Genomic DNA, 15024 nt, shown 5'->3' on the forward strand with positions numbered 1-15024 from the left:
GATTCCGGTGGTTCAGAACTACGTAAGCTACCGAAATCGGGACAGGACCTCAGCCCTTGTCGCGTGTGGCGCCGCTCAGCACCTGGTCGATGCGGGCCGCCAGCTCCACGTCCTTGGGCGTGACGCCGCCCGCGCTGTGCGTCCAGAGGCGGAAGCGGACGCCGCTGTCGGTGCGGTCGATGTCCGGGTGGTGGTTCATCTCCTCCGCCTCGTTCAGCACCGCCTCGCTCAGCCAGCCGAAGCTGTCGGGCGTGATCGGGACGTCCTTGACCAGGGCGTTCCCCTCGCTGTGCCAGCCTTCCAGCGCGACCAGCGCGGTGTCGATCTCGTCACGGTTGAGCAGTTCGGTCATGATGTGCTCCCTGCTGTGAGTGGCCGTCACCCTTGGCGTACCACCGGAACGGACCTTCACACACCGGGTAGATTGGCCGCCCATGCGAAGCTTCCGCGTCGTGACGGCGGCGGCGGTGCTCACGGCCGCCGCGGGCTGCGCCGCCCAGGAGAGCGCCGCCCCGCCGTCGGTCCCCGCGCCCACCACCGTGCCCACCGCCGTGCCCACCACCGCGCCCCCCGCCCCGGAACCCAGCCCCGACCTGCCCGATCCGGACGAACGCATCCCGAAGGATCCGGCGAAGCTGGCCGCGGCGCTGGAGAAGACCACCGAGGCCCTCGCCGCGGCCATTGACGGCTGGGACAAGAAGCGGGAGCCGCCCGAGGACGTCGAGCTCCTCGCCCTCCACCACCAGCGCATCCACCGGTTCGCCGCGCGCAACCCGGAGATCGCCGAGAAGGCGTTCGCCCGTCTGCCCGAGCGGCTGGCCGCCGGAGCCAGGGACGACACCCGGGCCATCCGCGAGCTGCTGGCCCTCGCCCACCCCGTCAAGAGCACGTCGGTCATCAGGACCCGCGACGCCCGCCCCGCCGCCGAGCTGCTCCGCTACTTCAAGCAGGCCGAGCGCCGCTTCGGCGTGGAGTGGGAGGTGCTGGCGGCGGTCATGTTCGCCGAGACGAAGTTCGGCCGGGTCAGGTCGGCCAGCCACGTCGGCGCGCAGGGGCCGATGCAGTTCATGCCCGCCACCTGGAAGGCGTACGGGATGGGCGGCGACGTCCAGGACCACCGCGACGCGGTCATGGCCGCCGCCAACTACCTGCGCGCCACCGGCGCGCCCCGCGACTACGGGCGCGCGCTGCACGCCTACAACCCCTCCCAGCGGTACGTGAACGCCATCCAGTCGCACGCCCGCCAGATCAAGCGGGATCCGGTGAACTACTACGTCTACTACAACTGGCAGGTGTACGTGATCACCACCAAGGGGGAGCGGCGCGTCACCGGCCCGTCAGAGGGCTGACCGGACCGCCTCCTCGGTGCGGGCGACCACGGCGGCGCCGTCGGCGGCGGTGATGATCGGGCGCTGGATCAGGATCGGGTGACCCGCCAGCGCGCCGATCCAGCGGTCGCGGCCCTCCGGGGTGCGCGGCCAGGTCTCCAGGCCCAGCTCGGCGGCGACCGGCTCGCCGTGACGGGTGATGTCCCACGGCTCCAGCCCGAGCCTGGCCAGCACGTCGCGGAGCTCCTGCTCGGTCGGCGGGTCGTCCAGGTAGCGGCGGACGGTGTAGCCGGCCCGCTCGGCGTCCAGGATCGACAGGGCGGCGCGGCACTTCGAGCAGTCGGGGTTGATCCAGATCTCGATCATTTCGGCAGTCCCGTGAGAGCGAAGAACTCGGCCCGGGCGCGGGCGTCGTCACGCAGCGTACCGAGCAGCGTGGAGGTGAGGGTGCGCGATCCGGGAGCCTGCACGCCGCGCAGCGTCATGCACGTGTGGTCGGCCTCGATGACGACGCCGACCCCCTCGGGGTCGAGCTGGTCGTGCAGCCATCCGGCCACCTGGCGGGTCAGCCGTTCCTGCACCTGCGGGCGGCAGGCGAAGTGCTCCACGACCCTGGCCAGCTTCGACAGCCCCACGATGCGCTTGCCCGGCAGGTAGCCGACGTGCGCGAGCCCGGTGAACGGCAGCAGGTGGTGCTCGCAGATCGACCGCAGGGGGATGGACCGTACCAGGACGAGCTCGTCGTAGCCCTCGTCGTTGGGGAAGGTGGTCAGTTCGAACGGGCGCGGGCTCAGCATCTCGGCGTACGCGTGCGCCATCCGGCGCGGGGTCTCGCGCAGGCTCTCCTCGTCGGTGTCGACGCCCAGCGCCGCCAGGAACCGCTCGGCCGCGTGCTCGGCCTCGGCCAGGTCCATCAAGGGACCACCTCCTATTTTCACCAACAAGTGTTAGTCATATCCCCATATTTGGTCAATAGTGAGCTGTTTCGCCAGCGGTCTTGGGTGTTAACCTGACGGCGTGACGATGTCGGAGCAGGCCCGTGCGGCCGTCGCGGTGCTCAGCGACGACCTGCGGCGGCGCATGTACGACTTCATCAGGCGCGCCGACCGGCCCGTCACCCGCGACGAGGCCGCCGAGAGCGTCGGCATCTCGCGCAAGCTCGCCGCCTTCCACCTCGACAAGCTGGTCGCGGTCGGGCTGCTGTCGGCCGGTTACGGACGTCCGGGGGAGCCGCGCCCGGTCGGCCGGGCGCCCAAGGTCTACCAGCCCACCGGCCTCGACGTGCGGGTCAGCATCCCGCCGCGCGAGCACGAGCTGCTCGCCGGCATCCTCCTGGAGGGCCTGCGCGTCCAGGGTCCGGAGGAGACGGGCCGTGAGGCCGCGCTCCGCGCCGCCGCCGCACGCGGGCGCGAGCTGGGCGCGGCCGAGCGCGACCGGGCCAAGCCGGGCAGGCTGGGCGCCGAGCGCGCGCTGACGTGCGCCGGGCAGGTGCTCGAACGCCACGGGTTCGAGCCCGTACGAGCGAGCCCGACCCTGCTGCGGCTGCTCAACTGCCCCTTCCACCCGCTGGCCGCCAAGGACCCCGATCTGGTGTGCGCGATCAACCACGCGTTCCTGGCCGGGTTCCTCGAAGGGCTGGACGCGTCCACCGCCGAGGCCGTGCTGGCCCCGCGGCCGGGCGCCTGCTGCGTCGAACTGAGAGGAGCCTGACCGATGACCTACGTGATCGCCGGCGGCGGCCTGGCCGCCGCCAAGGCCGCGGAGGCGCTGCGCGAGCAGGGCTACGACGGCCGCCTGGTCCTGGCGGGGGCGGAGCCGCACCTGCCGTACGAACGTCCCCCGCTGTCGAAGTCCTACCTCCAGGGCAAGTCCGAGCGCGACAAGATCTTCGTCCACGACGCGGCCTGGTACGCCGAACAGCAGGTGGAGGTGCTGACCGGCACCTCGGTCACCGCCGTCGACCGCGCCGCCCACCAGGTCACCCTGTCCGACGGCGCGCGGCTCGACTACGCCAAGCTCCTGCTGGCCACCGGCGCCACCCCGCGCCGCCTCCCGGGCGACGCCCTCTACCTGCGGTCGGTCGACGACAGCGAGCGCATCCGCGACGTCCTGGCCCGCGCCTCCCGGGTGGTGATCATCGGCGCCGGCTGGATCGGCCTGGAGGTGGCCGCCGCCGCCCGCGCCGCCGGCGTGGAGGTGACCCTGCTGGAGTCCGACGGCGCGCCGCTGCTGCGCGTCCTCGGCCCGCGGCTCGGCGCCGCCTTCGCCGACCTCCACCGCGACCACGGCGTCGACCTGCGGCTCGGCGTCAAGGTGGAGGAGATCGCGGGAGGCGTCCGGCTGGCCGACGGCACCCGCGTCGAGGCCGACGCCGTCATCGCCGGCATCGGCGTCGAGCCCGACACCCGGCTCGCCGTCGCGGCCGGGCTCAAGGTCGACGACGGCGTGGTGGTCGACGCCTCGCTGCGCACCTCCGACCCCGACGTCTTCGCCGCCGGCGACGTGGCCCGCGCCTACCATCCGCTGCTCGGCACCCACATCCGGGTCGAACACTGGGCCAACGCGCTCAACCAGCCGGCCGTCGCCGCCGCCGCGATGCTGGACAAGGAGGCGTCCTACGACCGGCTGCCCTACTTCTACACCGACCAGTACGACCTGGGCATGGAATACACCGGCTACGTCCGCCCCGGCGAGGCCGACGACGTGGTGATCCGCGGTGACCTGGCCTCCCGCGAGTACATCGCGTTCTGGCTGGCGGAGGGCAGGGTCGTGGCCGGCATGAACGTCAACGTCTGGGACGTCACCGACGACATCAAGACCCTGATCCGCGCCGCGGCCCCGGCCGACCGCGCCAAGCTGGCCGACCCGTCCGTCCCCCTCACCGAGACCCTGGCATGACGAGACGGCCGGGAAGCCAGGGCTACCCTGGCTTCCCGCGAGTACATCGCGTTCTGGCTGGCGGAGGGCAGGGTCGTGGCCGGGAAGCCAGGGCTACCCTGGCTTCCCGGCCGCCCGCGTCACACGGTGATGGCGATCTTCGACCGGGCGTGCCGTTCCTCGAAGTGACGCAATGCGTCGGGGACCTCGCCCAGCGGGTACGCGCACTCGACGTGCGGGCGGACGGCGCCGGACTCGATGAGGTCCTTCAGCGTGGCCAGGTTGCCGGCGCTCCGGCCGGCGACGGACGACCGGAGCGTACGGTCGCCGAACGGCGACATCACGACGGCCCGGAGGATCCGGCCCATGGGGCCGAGCCACGTGCCGCCGCCTCCGGAGGAGAGCACGAGCACGCCGCCCGGGTTCAGCAGGCGCGTCAGTTCCCGCAGCGACCGGTTGCCGACCAGGTCGAGGATCACGTCGAAGCGCCGCCCCGCCTGAGCGAAGTCGGCACGGGTGTAGTCGATCACCTCGTCCGCGCCGAGCGACCGGACCAGCTCGACGTTCCTCGTCCGGCACACCCCGGTGACCTCGGCGCCCAGCGCCTTGGCGACCTGCACCGAGAACGTGCCGACGCCCCCGGAGGCGCCGTTGACCAGGACCGACTGCCCGGCCCGCAGCCTGCCCGCGTCGCGCAGGCCCTTCAGCGCGGTGTTGCCCGCGACGGGGACCGTGGCCACCTCCTCGAAGCTCAGCCCGCCGGGCATGGCCGCCAGGAACTTCTCCGGCACCCGCGCGTACTCGGCGTAGGCCCCGGCCACGACCTCGCCGTACACCGCGTCACCCGGCCCGAACCGCGTCACGCCGGGCCCCACCGCCTCCACCACGCCGGCCAGGTCGTGGCCCGGCACCCGATGCCGGGGCCGCCGCGGGCCCAGCACCAGCCGGGCCGCGTACGGCACGCCCCTGGTGGTGACCAGGTCGCCGAAGTTGACCGACGAGGCGCGCACCCGTACCAGCACCTCGCCGTCACCGGGCACCGGCTGGTCCACCTCTCCGACTTCTAAGATCCCGGGCGGGCCGTACGCCCGCTGCACGATCGCCTTCATGCCTTCCTCCTCCGTGCCCGGACGAACCCGTTGATCGAGTCGTTGACCGCCATGAGGACCACGACGATCACGACCACCCACGTCACCACGCCCTCGGGCCAGCCCATGGCCTCCAGGAACGCGTCGTTCAGCAGCGCCCCGCCCGCCGTCACCCACACGCCGAGCACGACGAACGCCAGTCCCATCACCGCGTGCGCCACCGCCTGGGGAACGCCCCAGCCCACGTAGTAGCCGACCAGGTCGAAGCCGATCCGTACGGCGGCGAAGACCACCGCCAGGTACAGCCAGCCGGACTCCCACAGCCCCGGCGAGATCACCGGGACCGGCCCGTAGAGCTGGACCAGCACCAGCAGGCAGATCAGCACCGTCGCGACCGAGGTGCCGCCGATCAGCGACGTGCGGTCGATCCGCCGCGCGGGCAGCTCGGGCAGCGTGGCCGGATCCCACCGGGCCGGCCGCCTGTCGCGCATCGACGGCGCCCGCTGGACGGCCGCGAACACCAGCGTCACCCAGAACGCGACGTGCATCGCCACCGTCAGCGCGGTCCCGGTCGCCTCCCACAGCGCCCGCCCGGCGGGCCCGCCCCGCGCGAACCCCACCACGCTCGCACCCAGGAACACCAGCGGGACGGCGGTGGTCAGCAGCGTCTTGAGCAGGCGCGTGTAGCTCAGGTAGAGCGCGGGCCCGATCAGGTGGAGCGGCCGGCCCGCGTACTCGGCGGCCAGCCGGGCCGGGTCGCCGAGCGCGGCGAGCGCCTCCACCTCGGCCCGCGACTCGTCCTCGCCCGTCCGGAGCCGCACCTCGACGGCGTCCGCGATCGAGGAGCGCAGCTCCAGCTCGATGTCGCGGCGCTGCCCTTCGGGGATGCCGCGCAGCGCCTCGGCGACGTAGCGGTCGGTGAGCGTGGTCATTCGTCGTCCCTGAGCTTGGTGAAGGCGGTGTGCAGCTCGTCCCAGTCGCGGGACAGGATGTCGGCCAGCTCGGCCCCGTCGGGGCTGGTCACGTAGTACTTGCGCGGGCGCGACTCGTCGGTGTTCCACTCGGCGGTCAGCAGTCCCTGCTTCTCCAGCCGGCGCAGCAGCGGGTAGAGCGTGTTGGCGTCGACCGCGAACCCGCAGCTCTCCAGCGTCTCCAGCAGCGCGTAGCCGTAGCCGGGGTGGCGCAGGATCAGCAGGCAGGCCAGCACGATGGTGCCGCGCCGGATCTCCTGGCGGTGCGTGGCCAGTACGTCATCCTCTATCACGTCTCACACGATACTGTGTGGCACACAGTACGGACAAGAGGGAAATTCCCGGCATGTCGCGGACGTTGATCAGGTCATGACCCAAGGACCGGCGCCTCGGCCCCTCTCTGACGAAGCCCTCTCCGACCTGCTCGGCAAGCAACGGTTCGGCACGCTCGCCACCGTCAAGCGCAGTGGCCACCCCCATCTGACGACCATGCTCTACAGCTGGGATCCCGAAGCCCGCATAGCGCGGTTCTCGACGACGGCCGACCGGATCAAGCTCCGGCATCTGCGGCACAACCCGCGCGCGGCGCTGCACGTGCAGGGCGGCGACGTGTGGTCGTTCGCCGCCGCCGACGGCGAGGCCGAGGTCTCCGACATCACGACGGTTCCGGGCGACGCGGTGGGGCGGGAACTGCTCGCGATGATCCCGGAGGACGCGAGGCCCGAGGACGGAGACGCGTTCCTGGAGCAGCTGGTCGCCGAGCGCCGGGTGGTCATCCGCTTGAAGGTGGACCGGTTGTACGGAACGGCGCTCGACGGTTAAGTCAGGCTCTCATTGATCCACAACCGGCTTCCAAGGCCGGCTGGAGCTCCTTTCGTGTGTCCTACCACGAAAGGAGATGACCGAAATGAACAAAAAGCGCAAGGCCATAATGGTCATGGCCATGTTCTTCTCGGTGGGCGCCGCGAGCGTGATCAGCGCCGGCCCCGCCGCGGCCATGCCGCCGAACTGTGACTTCTATGTGTGCGAGGGGCAGGGCGGCGGCGGAGGCGGCGGCGGCACCCCCGGCGGTGGTGGTGGTGGCGGCGGCGGTACGCCGCAACTGCCCCCCGACGGCGGGACCCCCGACGGCGGGTCAGGCGGCGGCGACAGATACCCCGATGGGCCGCCCCCGTGGGACATCTGCGACATCGAGCGCAACGCCCCAGGATGTCGCTGAACGCCGTTGTCTAAGAGCACGTAACGCGTTCATCGTCGCGGGCTAGTCATACGAAGAGAGTGCGAACGCCCGTCAGGGCGTCCGCACTCTCTGTCGTCATCTGCTGAACAACGAAAGCGCAGCAGGCGGACCAGCACGTTGCGGCGTGACACACAGCAGGAGAAGTCCTTTATGTCACCCGGCTCTGGTAGGACAGGACGCGCCGAACCCCCAGCAGAGGAAACCTCCGATGATCGAATACGACCGCGTCTTCGGCTACCAGCAGCCCCATAACGACACCTACGCCGGCCTCCCCGTGGTGCATGTGCTCGCCGACGATGACGACGACCTGCCCGCCGCCGATGCCGCTGCCTGGCGGTTCGAGGCGAACGACTGGGGCGACGGCCCCGACACCATGGACGAGGGGTTCGACTGGTTCTTCGAGCACGTCGACACCAGCCGGGTGAAGGCAGTCGTCATCGGCGCCTGGGAGGAGTGCTACACGAAGGACTCTGCGCACATCGTCAGCATGCTCGCCGACAACGCCTCCCGCCTCCCTGAGCTCCGCTCGCTGTTCCTGGGGGCGATCACGTCGCAGGAGGCCGAGATCTCCTGGATCCGGCAGTCCGACATCACCCCGCTACTGGAGGCCTACCCCCGGCTGACGCGGCTGGAGGTGCGTGGCGGCAGCGGCCTGCGACTGAGCCCCGTGCGCCACCAGGCTCTGCGCAGCCTCCGCGTCGAGACCGGCGGGCTGCCCGGTGAGGTGACCCGCGCGATCGCCGCCGGCGACCTGCCCGCCCTGGAACACCTGGAGCTCTGGCTCGGCGAGGAGAACTACGGTGGCGACACCACGGTCGCCGACCTCGCCCCGATCCTGTCCGGCGAGCGTCTGCCCGCGCTGCGCCACCTGGGCCTGCAGGACAGCGAGATCCAGGACGAGATCGCCGCCGCCGTCGCCACCGCGCCCGTCGTCGCCCGCCTGGAGTCGCTCGGCCTGTCCATGGGCGCGCTCACCGACGCCGGCGCGGAGTCGCTGCTCACCGGACAGCCTCTGACCCACCTGCGCGCGCTCGACCTGCACCACCACTACCTCACCGAATCGATGATGCGTCGCGTCGCGGACGCGCTCCCCGGCGTGCGGGTGGACCTCAGCGAGCAGGAGACCCCGGACGAGGACTGGCGCTACATCGCGGTGAGCGAGTGACCATGCGGCTGACCGTGCGGCTCGCCGTGGTCGGCACGCCCGGTGACCGCCGTGTCTCGCTCTTCCGCGATGCCGCGCTCGCGTACGGGCTTGCCGAACCGCACGTGATCTCCTGGCGCGACGTGCTCGCGGGCCGGGAGGTGAGCGCGCCCGCCGGCGCGCTGCTCCGCGTCGAGTCGCCGGGGGAGGACGCCGGGACCGACGCACTGCTGCGCGGGCCCGGTGACCCGAGCCGGGTCGGCGGAGGCGCCGCTTGGTACCGCGCGTTCCTGGCGGGGCTCGGCAGGATCGCCGCCATCCCCGGTGTCACGCTGCTCGCCGACGTGGACGAGATCGGGGTGATGTTCGACAAGCGGCGCTGCCACGCTGTGCTGGAGCGAGCGGGCGTGCCCGTCCCGCCCGCCTTCGAGGCCCGCTCGTACGAGGAACTGCGCGATCTGATGGCCGGGCGGGGCTGGACCCGGGTGTTCGTCAAGCCGGCCCACGGCTCGTCGGCGTCCGGGGTGATCGCGTTCGAGGTGGCGGCCGGCCGGGTCCGGGCGATCACATCGGCCGCTCGGACGGGGGCGGTTTTCCACAACTCGCTGCGGGTGCGCGGCTACCGGGACGAGGCCGACGCGCGGTGCCTGGTCGACCACCTCGCGCCCGACGGGCTGCACGTCGAGCGGTGGTTCCCGAAGGCGTCGACCGGCGGCGCGCCGTACGACCTTCGGGTGGTGACGGTCGGCGGAGCGCCGACGCACGCTGTGGTGCGGGTGGGGAACGCGCCCATGACGAACCTCCATCTGGGCGGCCGGCGCGGCGACCTGGAGATCGTCCGGTCCCGGCCGCGGCTCTGGGAGTCGGTGCTCGACGCGGCCGGGCGGGCCGCTGCCTGCTTCCCCGGCAGCCTCATGACCGGGGTCGATGTCATGATCGGGTCCGGCAGGCAGTCCGTCGCCGTGGCCGAGGTGAACGCGTTCGGCGACCTCCTGCCTGGCCTGACCGACTTCTCCGGCAGAGGCCGGTCGACATATGAGGAGCAGGTGGAGGCGGTGCTGGCCAGGTGGACATGAACGCGGTGGTGGGCAGCCACGACATCCTCTTCGTCACGCTCGACACGCTCCGCTACGACGTGGCGGCCGAGCTGGCCGAGGCCGGGCGGCTGCGGAACCTTCTTCCGCCGGGGATGCGCTGGGAGCGGCGGCACAGCCCCGGCAGCTTCACCTACGCCTCACACGCCGCCATGTTCGCCGGATTCCTGCCCACGCCCGTGACACCCGGCCCGCATCCACGGCTGTTCGCCGCGACCTTCCCCGGCAGCGAGACCACCGCGCCAGACACCTGGGTGTTCGACGCGCCCGACCTGCCCGCAGGGCTGGCCCGAGTCGGCTACCACACGGTGTGCGTCGGAGGCGTCGGCTTCTTCAACAAGCTGACCCCGCTCGGCTCGGCGCTGCCGGAGTTGTTCGCCGAGAGCCACTGGGAGCCCGCCTTCGGGGTGACCGACCAGCACTCGCTGGAGCACCAGATCGACCGCGCGGCCGAGGTCGTGCGCCGGACGCGGGGGCGGCTGTTCCTGTTCGTCAACGTGTCCGCGCTGCACCAGCCGAACCGCTGCTACCTGCCCGGCGCCGCCGAGGACTCCAGGGAGAGCCACGCGGCCGCCCTGGAGTACGTCGACCGGCACATCGGCCGGCTCTACGCCCTCATGCGCCGCCCTTGCTTCGTGATCGTCTGCTCCGACCACGGCACCGCGTACGGCGAAGAAGGCCACGCCGGACACCGGATCGGCCACGAGGTCGTGTGGACCGTCCCGTACACCCACTTCATCCTGGAGCCCCATGCGCCCCTATGAGGGATACGTCTACGCCTATCCCCACAAGACCGCCTACCGCCCGCTCGACCCGCGCCCCCCGCTGCGCGAGGTGTGGGCGGGGGAGCGGCCCGGTGCGCTGTACGTGCACATCCCGTTCTGCGAGATGCGCTGCGGGTTCTGCAACCTGTTCACCCGCACCGGCGCGCCCGAAGAGCTGACGGGCGCCTACCTCGACACCCTGGAGCGGCAGGCCGCGCAGGTCAGGGACGTGTTGCCGGAGCCGCCGGCGTTCACCACGGCCGCGTTCGGCGGCGGCACTCCCACCTACCTCACCCCCGGGGAGTTGACGAGGCTGTTCGACCTGACCGAACGGGCCATGGGGATCGACCTGGCGGCGATCCCGCTGTCCGTCGAGACCTCCCCGGCCACGGCCACCCCCGACCGTCTCGCCGTCCTGGCCGAGCGGGGGACGGCGCGGATCTCGATCGGCGTGCAGAGCTTCGTCGACGCCGAGGCGCGCGCGGCCGTGCGCCCGCAGAAACGCGCCGAGGTGGAGGCGGCGCTCGACGCCATCCGAGCGGCGGGCGTCCCGGTGCTCAACATCGACCTGATCTACGGGATCGACGGCCAGACCCCCGCCTCGTGGCTCCACTCCCTGGAGACGGCGCTCGCCTGGCGGCCCGAGGAGCTCTACCTGTATCCGCTGTACGTCCGCCCGCTGACCGGGCTCGGCAAACTGAGCAGGGCCTGGGACGACCAGCGGCTGGAGCTGTACCGGATCGGCCGCGACCGGCTGCTGGCCGAGGGCTACGAGCAGGTGTCGATGCGCATGTTCCGGCTGCCGGGCGCAGGCGCCGGCCCGGCCTACTGCTGCCAGACCGACGGCATGGTCGGCCTGGGCTGCGGCGCCCGCTCGTACACCAGCAGGCTCCACTACTCCTTCGAGTACGCGGTCGGCGCGCGGCAGGTGCGCGCCATCATCGACGACTACGTGAGCCGGGACGACTTCGGCGTCGCCAACGTCGGCTTCGTCCTCTCCGCCGCCGAGCGCGGGCGGCGGCACCTCATCCAGTCGCTGCTCCAGGTCGAAGGGCTGGACCGGGGCTTCTACCGCGCCCGGTTCGGCACCGACGTGCTCGACGACTTCCCGCTGGACCGGTTCGGCGACCGGCTGGTGCTGGAACCGTCCGTCGTGCGGCTCACCGCCGAAGGGTTGGCCTACTCGGACGGGATCGGGCCGGCGTTGTTCTCGCCCGAGGTCAAGGCGCTGATGGAGGGCTACCGGCCGTGTTGACGATCCTCTACCGCGGGCCGCTGTCGAGCTGCGACTACGACTGCGCCTACTGCCCGTTCGCCAAGCGCCGCGACACGCCCGAGCAGCTGCGCGCCGACCGGGCCGCGCTGGAGCGGTTCGCCGCCTGGGCCGCCGAGCAGGACTTCGAGCTCTCGATCCTGTTCACCCCGTGGGGGGAGGGCCTGGTCAGGTCGTGGTACCGGCGGGCGCTGGTGGCGCTGTCGTGGCTGCCGAATGTGCGCAGGGTCGCAATCCAGACCAACCTGAGCTGCCGCACCGGCTGGCTCGCCGAGGCATCGGACCGGGCCGCGCTCTGGGTGACCTACCACCCCACGCAGGTGCCCTACGAGCGCATGCTGGCCAAGATCCGCTCGCTTCCGGTACGGCACAGCGTCGGCGTCGTCGGCGACCCGGCGCATCTGGAGGACGCCCGCCGGCTCAGGGCCGACCTACCCGCGGAGACGTACCTGTGGGTGAACGCCGAGGAAGGGCGGCTCTACACCGACGACGAGGCCGACACCTGGACCGAGATCGACCCGCTCTTCTCCTACAGTCGCTTCCCGCACGCCGGCCGGGACCTGCCGTGCCGGACCGGGGAGAGCGTGATCTCGGTGGACGGCGAGGGGACCGTGCGGCGCTGCCACTTCGTCCCCGAGGTGCTGGGCAACCTCTACGACGGGTCGTACCGGCCGGCGCTGCGCCCCCGCGGCTGCCCCGCCGGCTCGTGCGACTGCCACATCGGGTACGTCCACCTGGAGCCGCTCGGCCTGTACGACGTCTTCGCCGGGGGGATCCTGGAGCGGATCCCCGCCTCATGGCCTCACGTCTCGCGCTCGGGGTGGTAATCCTCCTCCGTCAGGCCGAACGTCCACGCGACGCCCTGGCGTGCCCGGCTCACCCACGGCGGCACCCGCAGGAAGTAGGTGCGGCTGGTGCCGTCGGGCTCGGGAGTGGAGTTGACCACCTCGACCATGGCGATCGGCTCGTCGTCGGCCAGGTCGATGCGCCACAGCCGCCCGGTCTCGTCGCGCTGCACCGGCCGGGCGCCGGAGTCGGCGAGGTAGCGCTCGAACCCGAAATGCTCCAGCATGACCCGACGCAGCTCGGCGTTCTGCTCCTCGCGGATGCGCTCGGCCGTCAGGCCGGTCATCGCGGCGCCGAAGCTGGCCGGGACCGGCATGCCGTGCCAGGCGTGCAGGGCGAACCCGTCGGGGTACGCGAGGGCGGGGCCGTCGGCGCGGTGGAGCCGTCCCAGCTCGTCGAGATGGATCTCGGCGGGCCGCTCGGTGACGATCGCCACCCGCTCGAACGGCCACCACCACCCGGCGCACCCGGCCACCCGCCCGAGCCCGTCAAGCCCGTCGAAAGCTGAGAGCCACGGGGCGTCGTGCTGGCCGAGCACGGCGTCCAGCGTGTGGTGACGCAGGGACTCACCGCCCAGGTCGCCCACGGCGCGGCGGATGTCGCCGACGATCCGCTCGACCCGGGGCCAGATCCGCCCGCCCGTCTCCGCCCACCGCGCGGACCACCCGTCATGCCCCAGCGCCTCACAGGCCGCGGCCCTGGCCGCCGCCCACGGCCGGGTGCGGATCTTCTCCCGCACCGACCGTCCCGCCTCCAGCCCGTTGCTCTCACCCATCCGGAGCAGCACGTCCGCCACCAAGCCGGTCTCTGCCAGTGTCCGGCGTACGGACTCGTCGCCGGTGAGCCAGGCGGCGGCGAGCGCTCCCGCCGCCGGCGAGCCGAGCACGATCACCCGCTCCGGCTCGGCCAGCCCGGCCTCGCGGTAAGCCTGTCGCACCGCGGGCCCCTGGTCGCTCCCGGGCCCCGTCGCGAACGCGACCCGCTCCCACGACGCCACCCGCTCGAACGTCAGGGTCTCCATCAGTCGGCCACCACCCGGTAGGAGCCCGGAACGTACTCACGCTGGCGAACCACCCGATACCACCCCTTCGGCAGGGAAATCGGATCGTGCTCCTCGTGCACGAGCCGGCCGCCGTCGGGCAGGTGGAGGAACCCGCCGGACAGCGTGCCGGGCCCGGGGATGGCGTGGCAGTGGCCGGTGGCCTCGCCCAGGGCCAGGACCAGACGGCCGCGCGCGTCACGCGGCTCGGGGCGGAGCGTGGCCGGCGCCGACTCCTCGGGCACCGGGATGATCAGGATGTCACCCTGACGGTACATGGACCAGCCTCCGTGGTTGGGGGATGATCGCAAAGTATCGGCGCCCACTGACAGTTCCGCTACCGTACGCGCAGGTCGGCGAAGAGCGCGCGGTGGTCGGAGCCGGGCACGTCGTGGACCCGCGTCGCCACCGCCGCGCCGCGGCCGTCGGTCAGCACGTGGGAGATCGCCACCAGCGGCGGTAGCACCCGATTCGGCCAGGTCGGCGCCAGCCCGTTCCCGGTGGCCGCCGCCGCGTCGGTGTAACCGGTGCCGAGCAGCCGCCGGAACACGACATGGTCGAGCGTCGCGTTGAAGTCGCCGGCCAGGACGCGCGGCGGACCCTCGGCCTGGGCGGGCGGCAGGTTCGAGAGCCCCGCCTCCCACTCGTCCACGGTCCACGGCACCGGTGCCACCGGGTGCACGACCACCACTTCCACGGCCGGGCCGCCGGGCAGCGCCACCTGCGCCACCGGCATGTGGTGCCCCACCCGCCGGAACAGCCCCGAACGCTCGCGCAGCGGGTGACGCGCGTAGATGCCGCTGCCTTCCGGCCCGCGCGGCATCGGCTGGGTGACCTCGTACGGCAGCAACTCCTTCAGCCCCGCCTCCGTCAGGCGCTCCCGCGCCGCCCAGGTCAGCTCCTGCACGCTGAACACGTCCACGTCTAGCTTCCGTACGAGGTCGACGATCACCTGGGCGTCACCCCGGCCGCCGTTGAGGTTCGCGGTCAGCAGCCGCAGCGGCCGTCCCCCGGCGGGTGCCTCGCCCGCGACGGCGCGCGGCGCCACCAGCCAGGCCAGGCAGACGCAGACCGCCAGCAGGACCGCCACGGCCGCGCGGCTCCTGGCCCACAGCGCGCACGCCAGCGCCACGAGCGCCGCCACCCCGAAGTACGGAGTGAACGACACCAGCGGCACCAGGAGGAACCCGGTCTCCAGCCCGCCCAGCCGCATCGCCGTCCCGGCCGCGAACACCACCGCCACCACGACGGTCAGCCGCGCCGTCCGAGCCCGCCGCGGCCGGGCCCGCACCGGCCCCTCCACAACCTCTTGCTTGAGCACGGCCACGAATCTAGGCGGCCATTCTTAAACTCCCATGAG

Annotated in this window: 19 protein-coding genes; 10 read left to right on the forward strand and 9 right to left on the reverse strand. The window is 72.3% G+C overall.

Features of this window, described 5'->3' with window-relative positions; genetic code table 11:
* Window positions 1-49 precede the first annotated feature (49 nt).
* The gene (locus KME79_RS01405; RefSeq protein WP_219542959.1) at window positions 50-352 is read right to left on the reverse strand and encodes a 4a-hydroxytetrahydrobiopterin dehydratase; all 303 of its coding nucleotides are present in this window, start codon (window positions 350-352) and stop codon (window positions 50-52) included.
* A gap of 82 nt (window positions 353-434) precedes the next feature.
* Between KME79_RS01405 and KME79_RS01410 the strand changes: the two genes are divergently transcribed.
* Complete coding sequence (locus KME79_RS01410) at window positions 435-1349, forward strand: lytic transglycosylase domain-containing protein (RefSeq protein ID WP_219542960.1); 915 nt, start codon at window positions 435-437, stop codon at window positions 1347-1349.
* On the opposite strand, the gene KME79_RS01415 is transcribed toward KME79_RS01410, so the two are convergent.
* Both KME79_RS01415 and folE read right to left on the reverse strand, forming a co-directional pair.
* Window positions 1338-1694, reverse strand: a complete 357-nt coding sequence (locus KME79_RS01415) for an ArsC/Spx/MgsR family protein (protein ID WP_219542961.1) — start codon at window positions 1692-1694, stop codon at window positions 1338-1340. The two genes, KME79_RS01410 and KME79_RS01415, sit on opposite strands and share 12 nt — an antisense overlap.
* Window positions 1691-2242 carry a GTP cyclohydrolase I FolE gene (folE, locus tag KME79_RS01420; RefSeq protein ID WP_148035352.1) on the reverse strand — a complete coding sequence of 184 codons (552 nt, stop codon included), beginning with the start codon at window positions 2240-2242 and terminating at the stop codon, window positions 1691-1693. The genes KME79_RS01415 and folE overlap by 4 nt, the downstream gene beginning before the upstream one ends.
* Before the next feature lie 109 nt (window positions 2243-2351).
* Between folE and KME79_RS01425 the strand changes: the two genes are divergently transcribed.
* Window positions 2352-3038, forward strand: a complete 687-nt coding sequence (locus tag KME79_RS01425; protein ID WP_148037124.1) for a helix-turn-helix transcriptional regulator — start codon at window positions 2352-2354, stop codon at window positions 3036-3038.
* 3 nt (window positions 3039-3041) lie between these two features.
* Window positions 3042-4226: an NAD(P)/FAD-dependent oxidoreductase gene (locus KME79_RS01430; protein WP_246639059.1), complete on the forward strand. Its 1185-nt coding sequence runs from the start codon at window positions 3042-3044 to the stop codon at window positions 4224-4226.
* Window positions 4227-4345: 119 nt separating this feature from the next.
* Here KME79_RS01430 and KME79_RS01435 read toward each other — a convergent pair whose 3' ends face one another.
* Genes KME79_RS01435 through KME79_RS01445 form a run of 3 tightly spaced genes read right to left on the reverse strand, consistent with a single transcriptional unit; the run spans window position 4346 to window position 6557 of the window.
* Window positions 4346-5314: an NAD(P)-dependent alcohol dehydrogenase gene (locus tag KME79_RS01435; protein ID WP_219542963.1), complete on the reverse strand. Its 969-nt coding sequence runs from the start codon at window positions 5312-5314 to the stop codon at window positions 4346-4348.
* Window positions 5311-6225 (reverse strand): HAAS signaling domain-containing protein, encoded by a 915-nt coding sequence (locus KME79_RS01440; RefSeq protein ID WP_219542964.1) that lies wholly within the window; start codon window positions 6223-6225, stop codon window positions 5311-5313. The genes KME79_RS01435 and KME79_RS01440 overlap by 4 nt, the downstream gene beginning before the upstream one ends.
* Window positions 6222-6557 carry a PadR family transcriptional regulator gene (locus KME79_RS01445; RefSeq protein WP_219542965.1) on the reverse strand — a complete coding sequence of 112 codons (336 nt, stop codon included), beginning with the start codon at window positions 6555-6557 and terminating at the stop codon, window positions 6222-6224. The genes KME79_RS01440 and KME79_RS01445 overlap by 4 nt, the downstream gene beginning before the upstream one ends.
* 76 nt (window positions 6558-6633) lie before the next feature.
* On the opposite strand from KME79_RS01445, the gene KME79_RS01450 reads away from it, so the two are divergent.
* The 7 genes from KME79_RS01450 (at window position 6634) to KME79_RS01480 (ending at window position 12606) form a co-directional block, all read left to right on the forward strand.
* Window positions 6634-7086: a pyridoxamine 5'-phosphate oxidase family protein gene (locus KME79_RS01450; protein ID WP_219542966.1), complete on the forward strand. Its 453-nt coding sequence runs from the start codon at window positions 6634-6636 to the stop codon at window positions 7084-7086.
* Between the two features lie 85 nt (window positions 7087-7171).
* Window positions 7172-7483, forward strand: a complete 312-nt coding sequence (locus KME79_RS01455; RefSeq protein WP_219542967.1) for a hypothetical protein — start codon at window positions 7172-7174, stop codon at window positions 7481-7483.
* 229 nt (window positions 7484-7712) lie between these two features.
* On the forward strand, window positions 7713-8669 hold the full coding sequence (locus tag KME79_RS01460) for an STM4015 family protein (RefSeq protein ID WP_219542968.1): 957 nt from the start codon (window positions 7713-7715) through the stop codon (window positions 8667-8669).
* Between the two features lie 2 nt (window positions 8670-8671).
* Window positions 8672-9724: an STM4014 family protein gene (locus KME79_RS01465; protein WP_219542969.1), complete on the forward strand. Its 1053-nt coding sequence runs from the start codon at window positions 8672-8674 to the stop codon at window positions 9722-9724.
* Window positions 9721-10506, forward strand: coding sequence for an STM4013/SEN3800 family hydrolase (locus tag KME79_RS01470; protein ID WP_219542970.1), 786 nt, complete (start codon window positions 9721-9723; stop codon window positions 10504-10506). The genes KME79_RS01465 and KME79_RS01470 overlap by 4 nt, the downstream gene beginning before the upstream one ends.
* Complete coding sequence (locus KME79_RS01475; protein ID WP_219542971.1) at window positions 10493-11761, forward strand: STM4012 family radical SAM protein; 1269 nt, start codon at window positions 10493-10495, stop codon at window positions 11759-11761. Before KME79_RS01470 ends, KME79_RS01475 begins: the two co-directional genes overlap by 14 nt.
* A complete protein-coding gene (locus KME79_RS01480; protein WP_219542972.1) occupies window positions 11755-12606 on the forward strand; it encodes an STM4011 family radical SAM protein in 852 nt (283 codons plus the stop codon). Before KME79_RS01475 ends, KME79_RS01480 begins: the two co-directional genes overlap by 7 nt.
* Here KME79_RS01480 and KME79_RS01485 read toward each other — a convergent pair.
* Genes KME79_RS01485 through KME79_RS01495 form a run of 3 tightly spaced genes read right to left on the reverse strand, consistent with a single transcriptional unit; the run spans window position 12582 to window position 14985 of the window.
* Window positions 12582-13646, reverse strand: a complete 1065-nt coding sequence (locus KME79_RS01485) for a DUF6745 domain-containing protein (protein ID WP_219542973.1) — start codon at window positions 13644-13646, stop codon at window positions 12582-12584. The genes KME79_RS01480 and KME79_RS01485 overlap by 25 nt on opposite strands.
* Window positions 13646-13942, reverse strand: coding sequence for a DUF8820 family protein (locus KME79_RS01490; RefSeq protein WP_219542974.1), 297 nt, complete (start codon window positions 13940-13942; stop codon window positions 13646-13648). The genes KME79_RS01485 and KME79_RS01490 overlap by 1 nt, the downstream gene beginning before the upstream one ends.
* A gap of 59 nt (window positions 13943-14001) precedes the next feature.
* Window positions 14002-14985: an endonuclease/exonuclease/phosphatase family protein gene (locus tag KME79_RS01495; protein WP_308248734.1), complete on the reverse strand. Its 984-nt coding sequence runs from the start codon at window positions 14983-14985 to the stop codon at window positions 14002-14004.
* Window positions 14986-15024 lie beyond the last annotated feature (39 nt).

It is taken from the genome of Nonomuraea harbinensis (assembly GCF_019396385.1).
In the GTDB taxonomy this organism is placed as follows: Bacteria; Actinomycetota; Actinomycetes; order Streptosporangiales; family Streptosporangiaceae; genus Nonomuraea; species Nonomuraea ferruginea.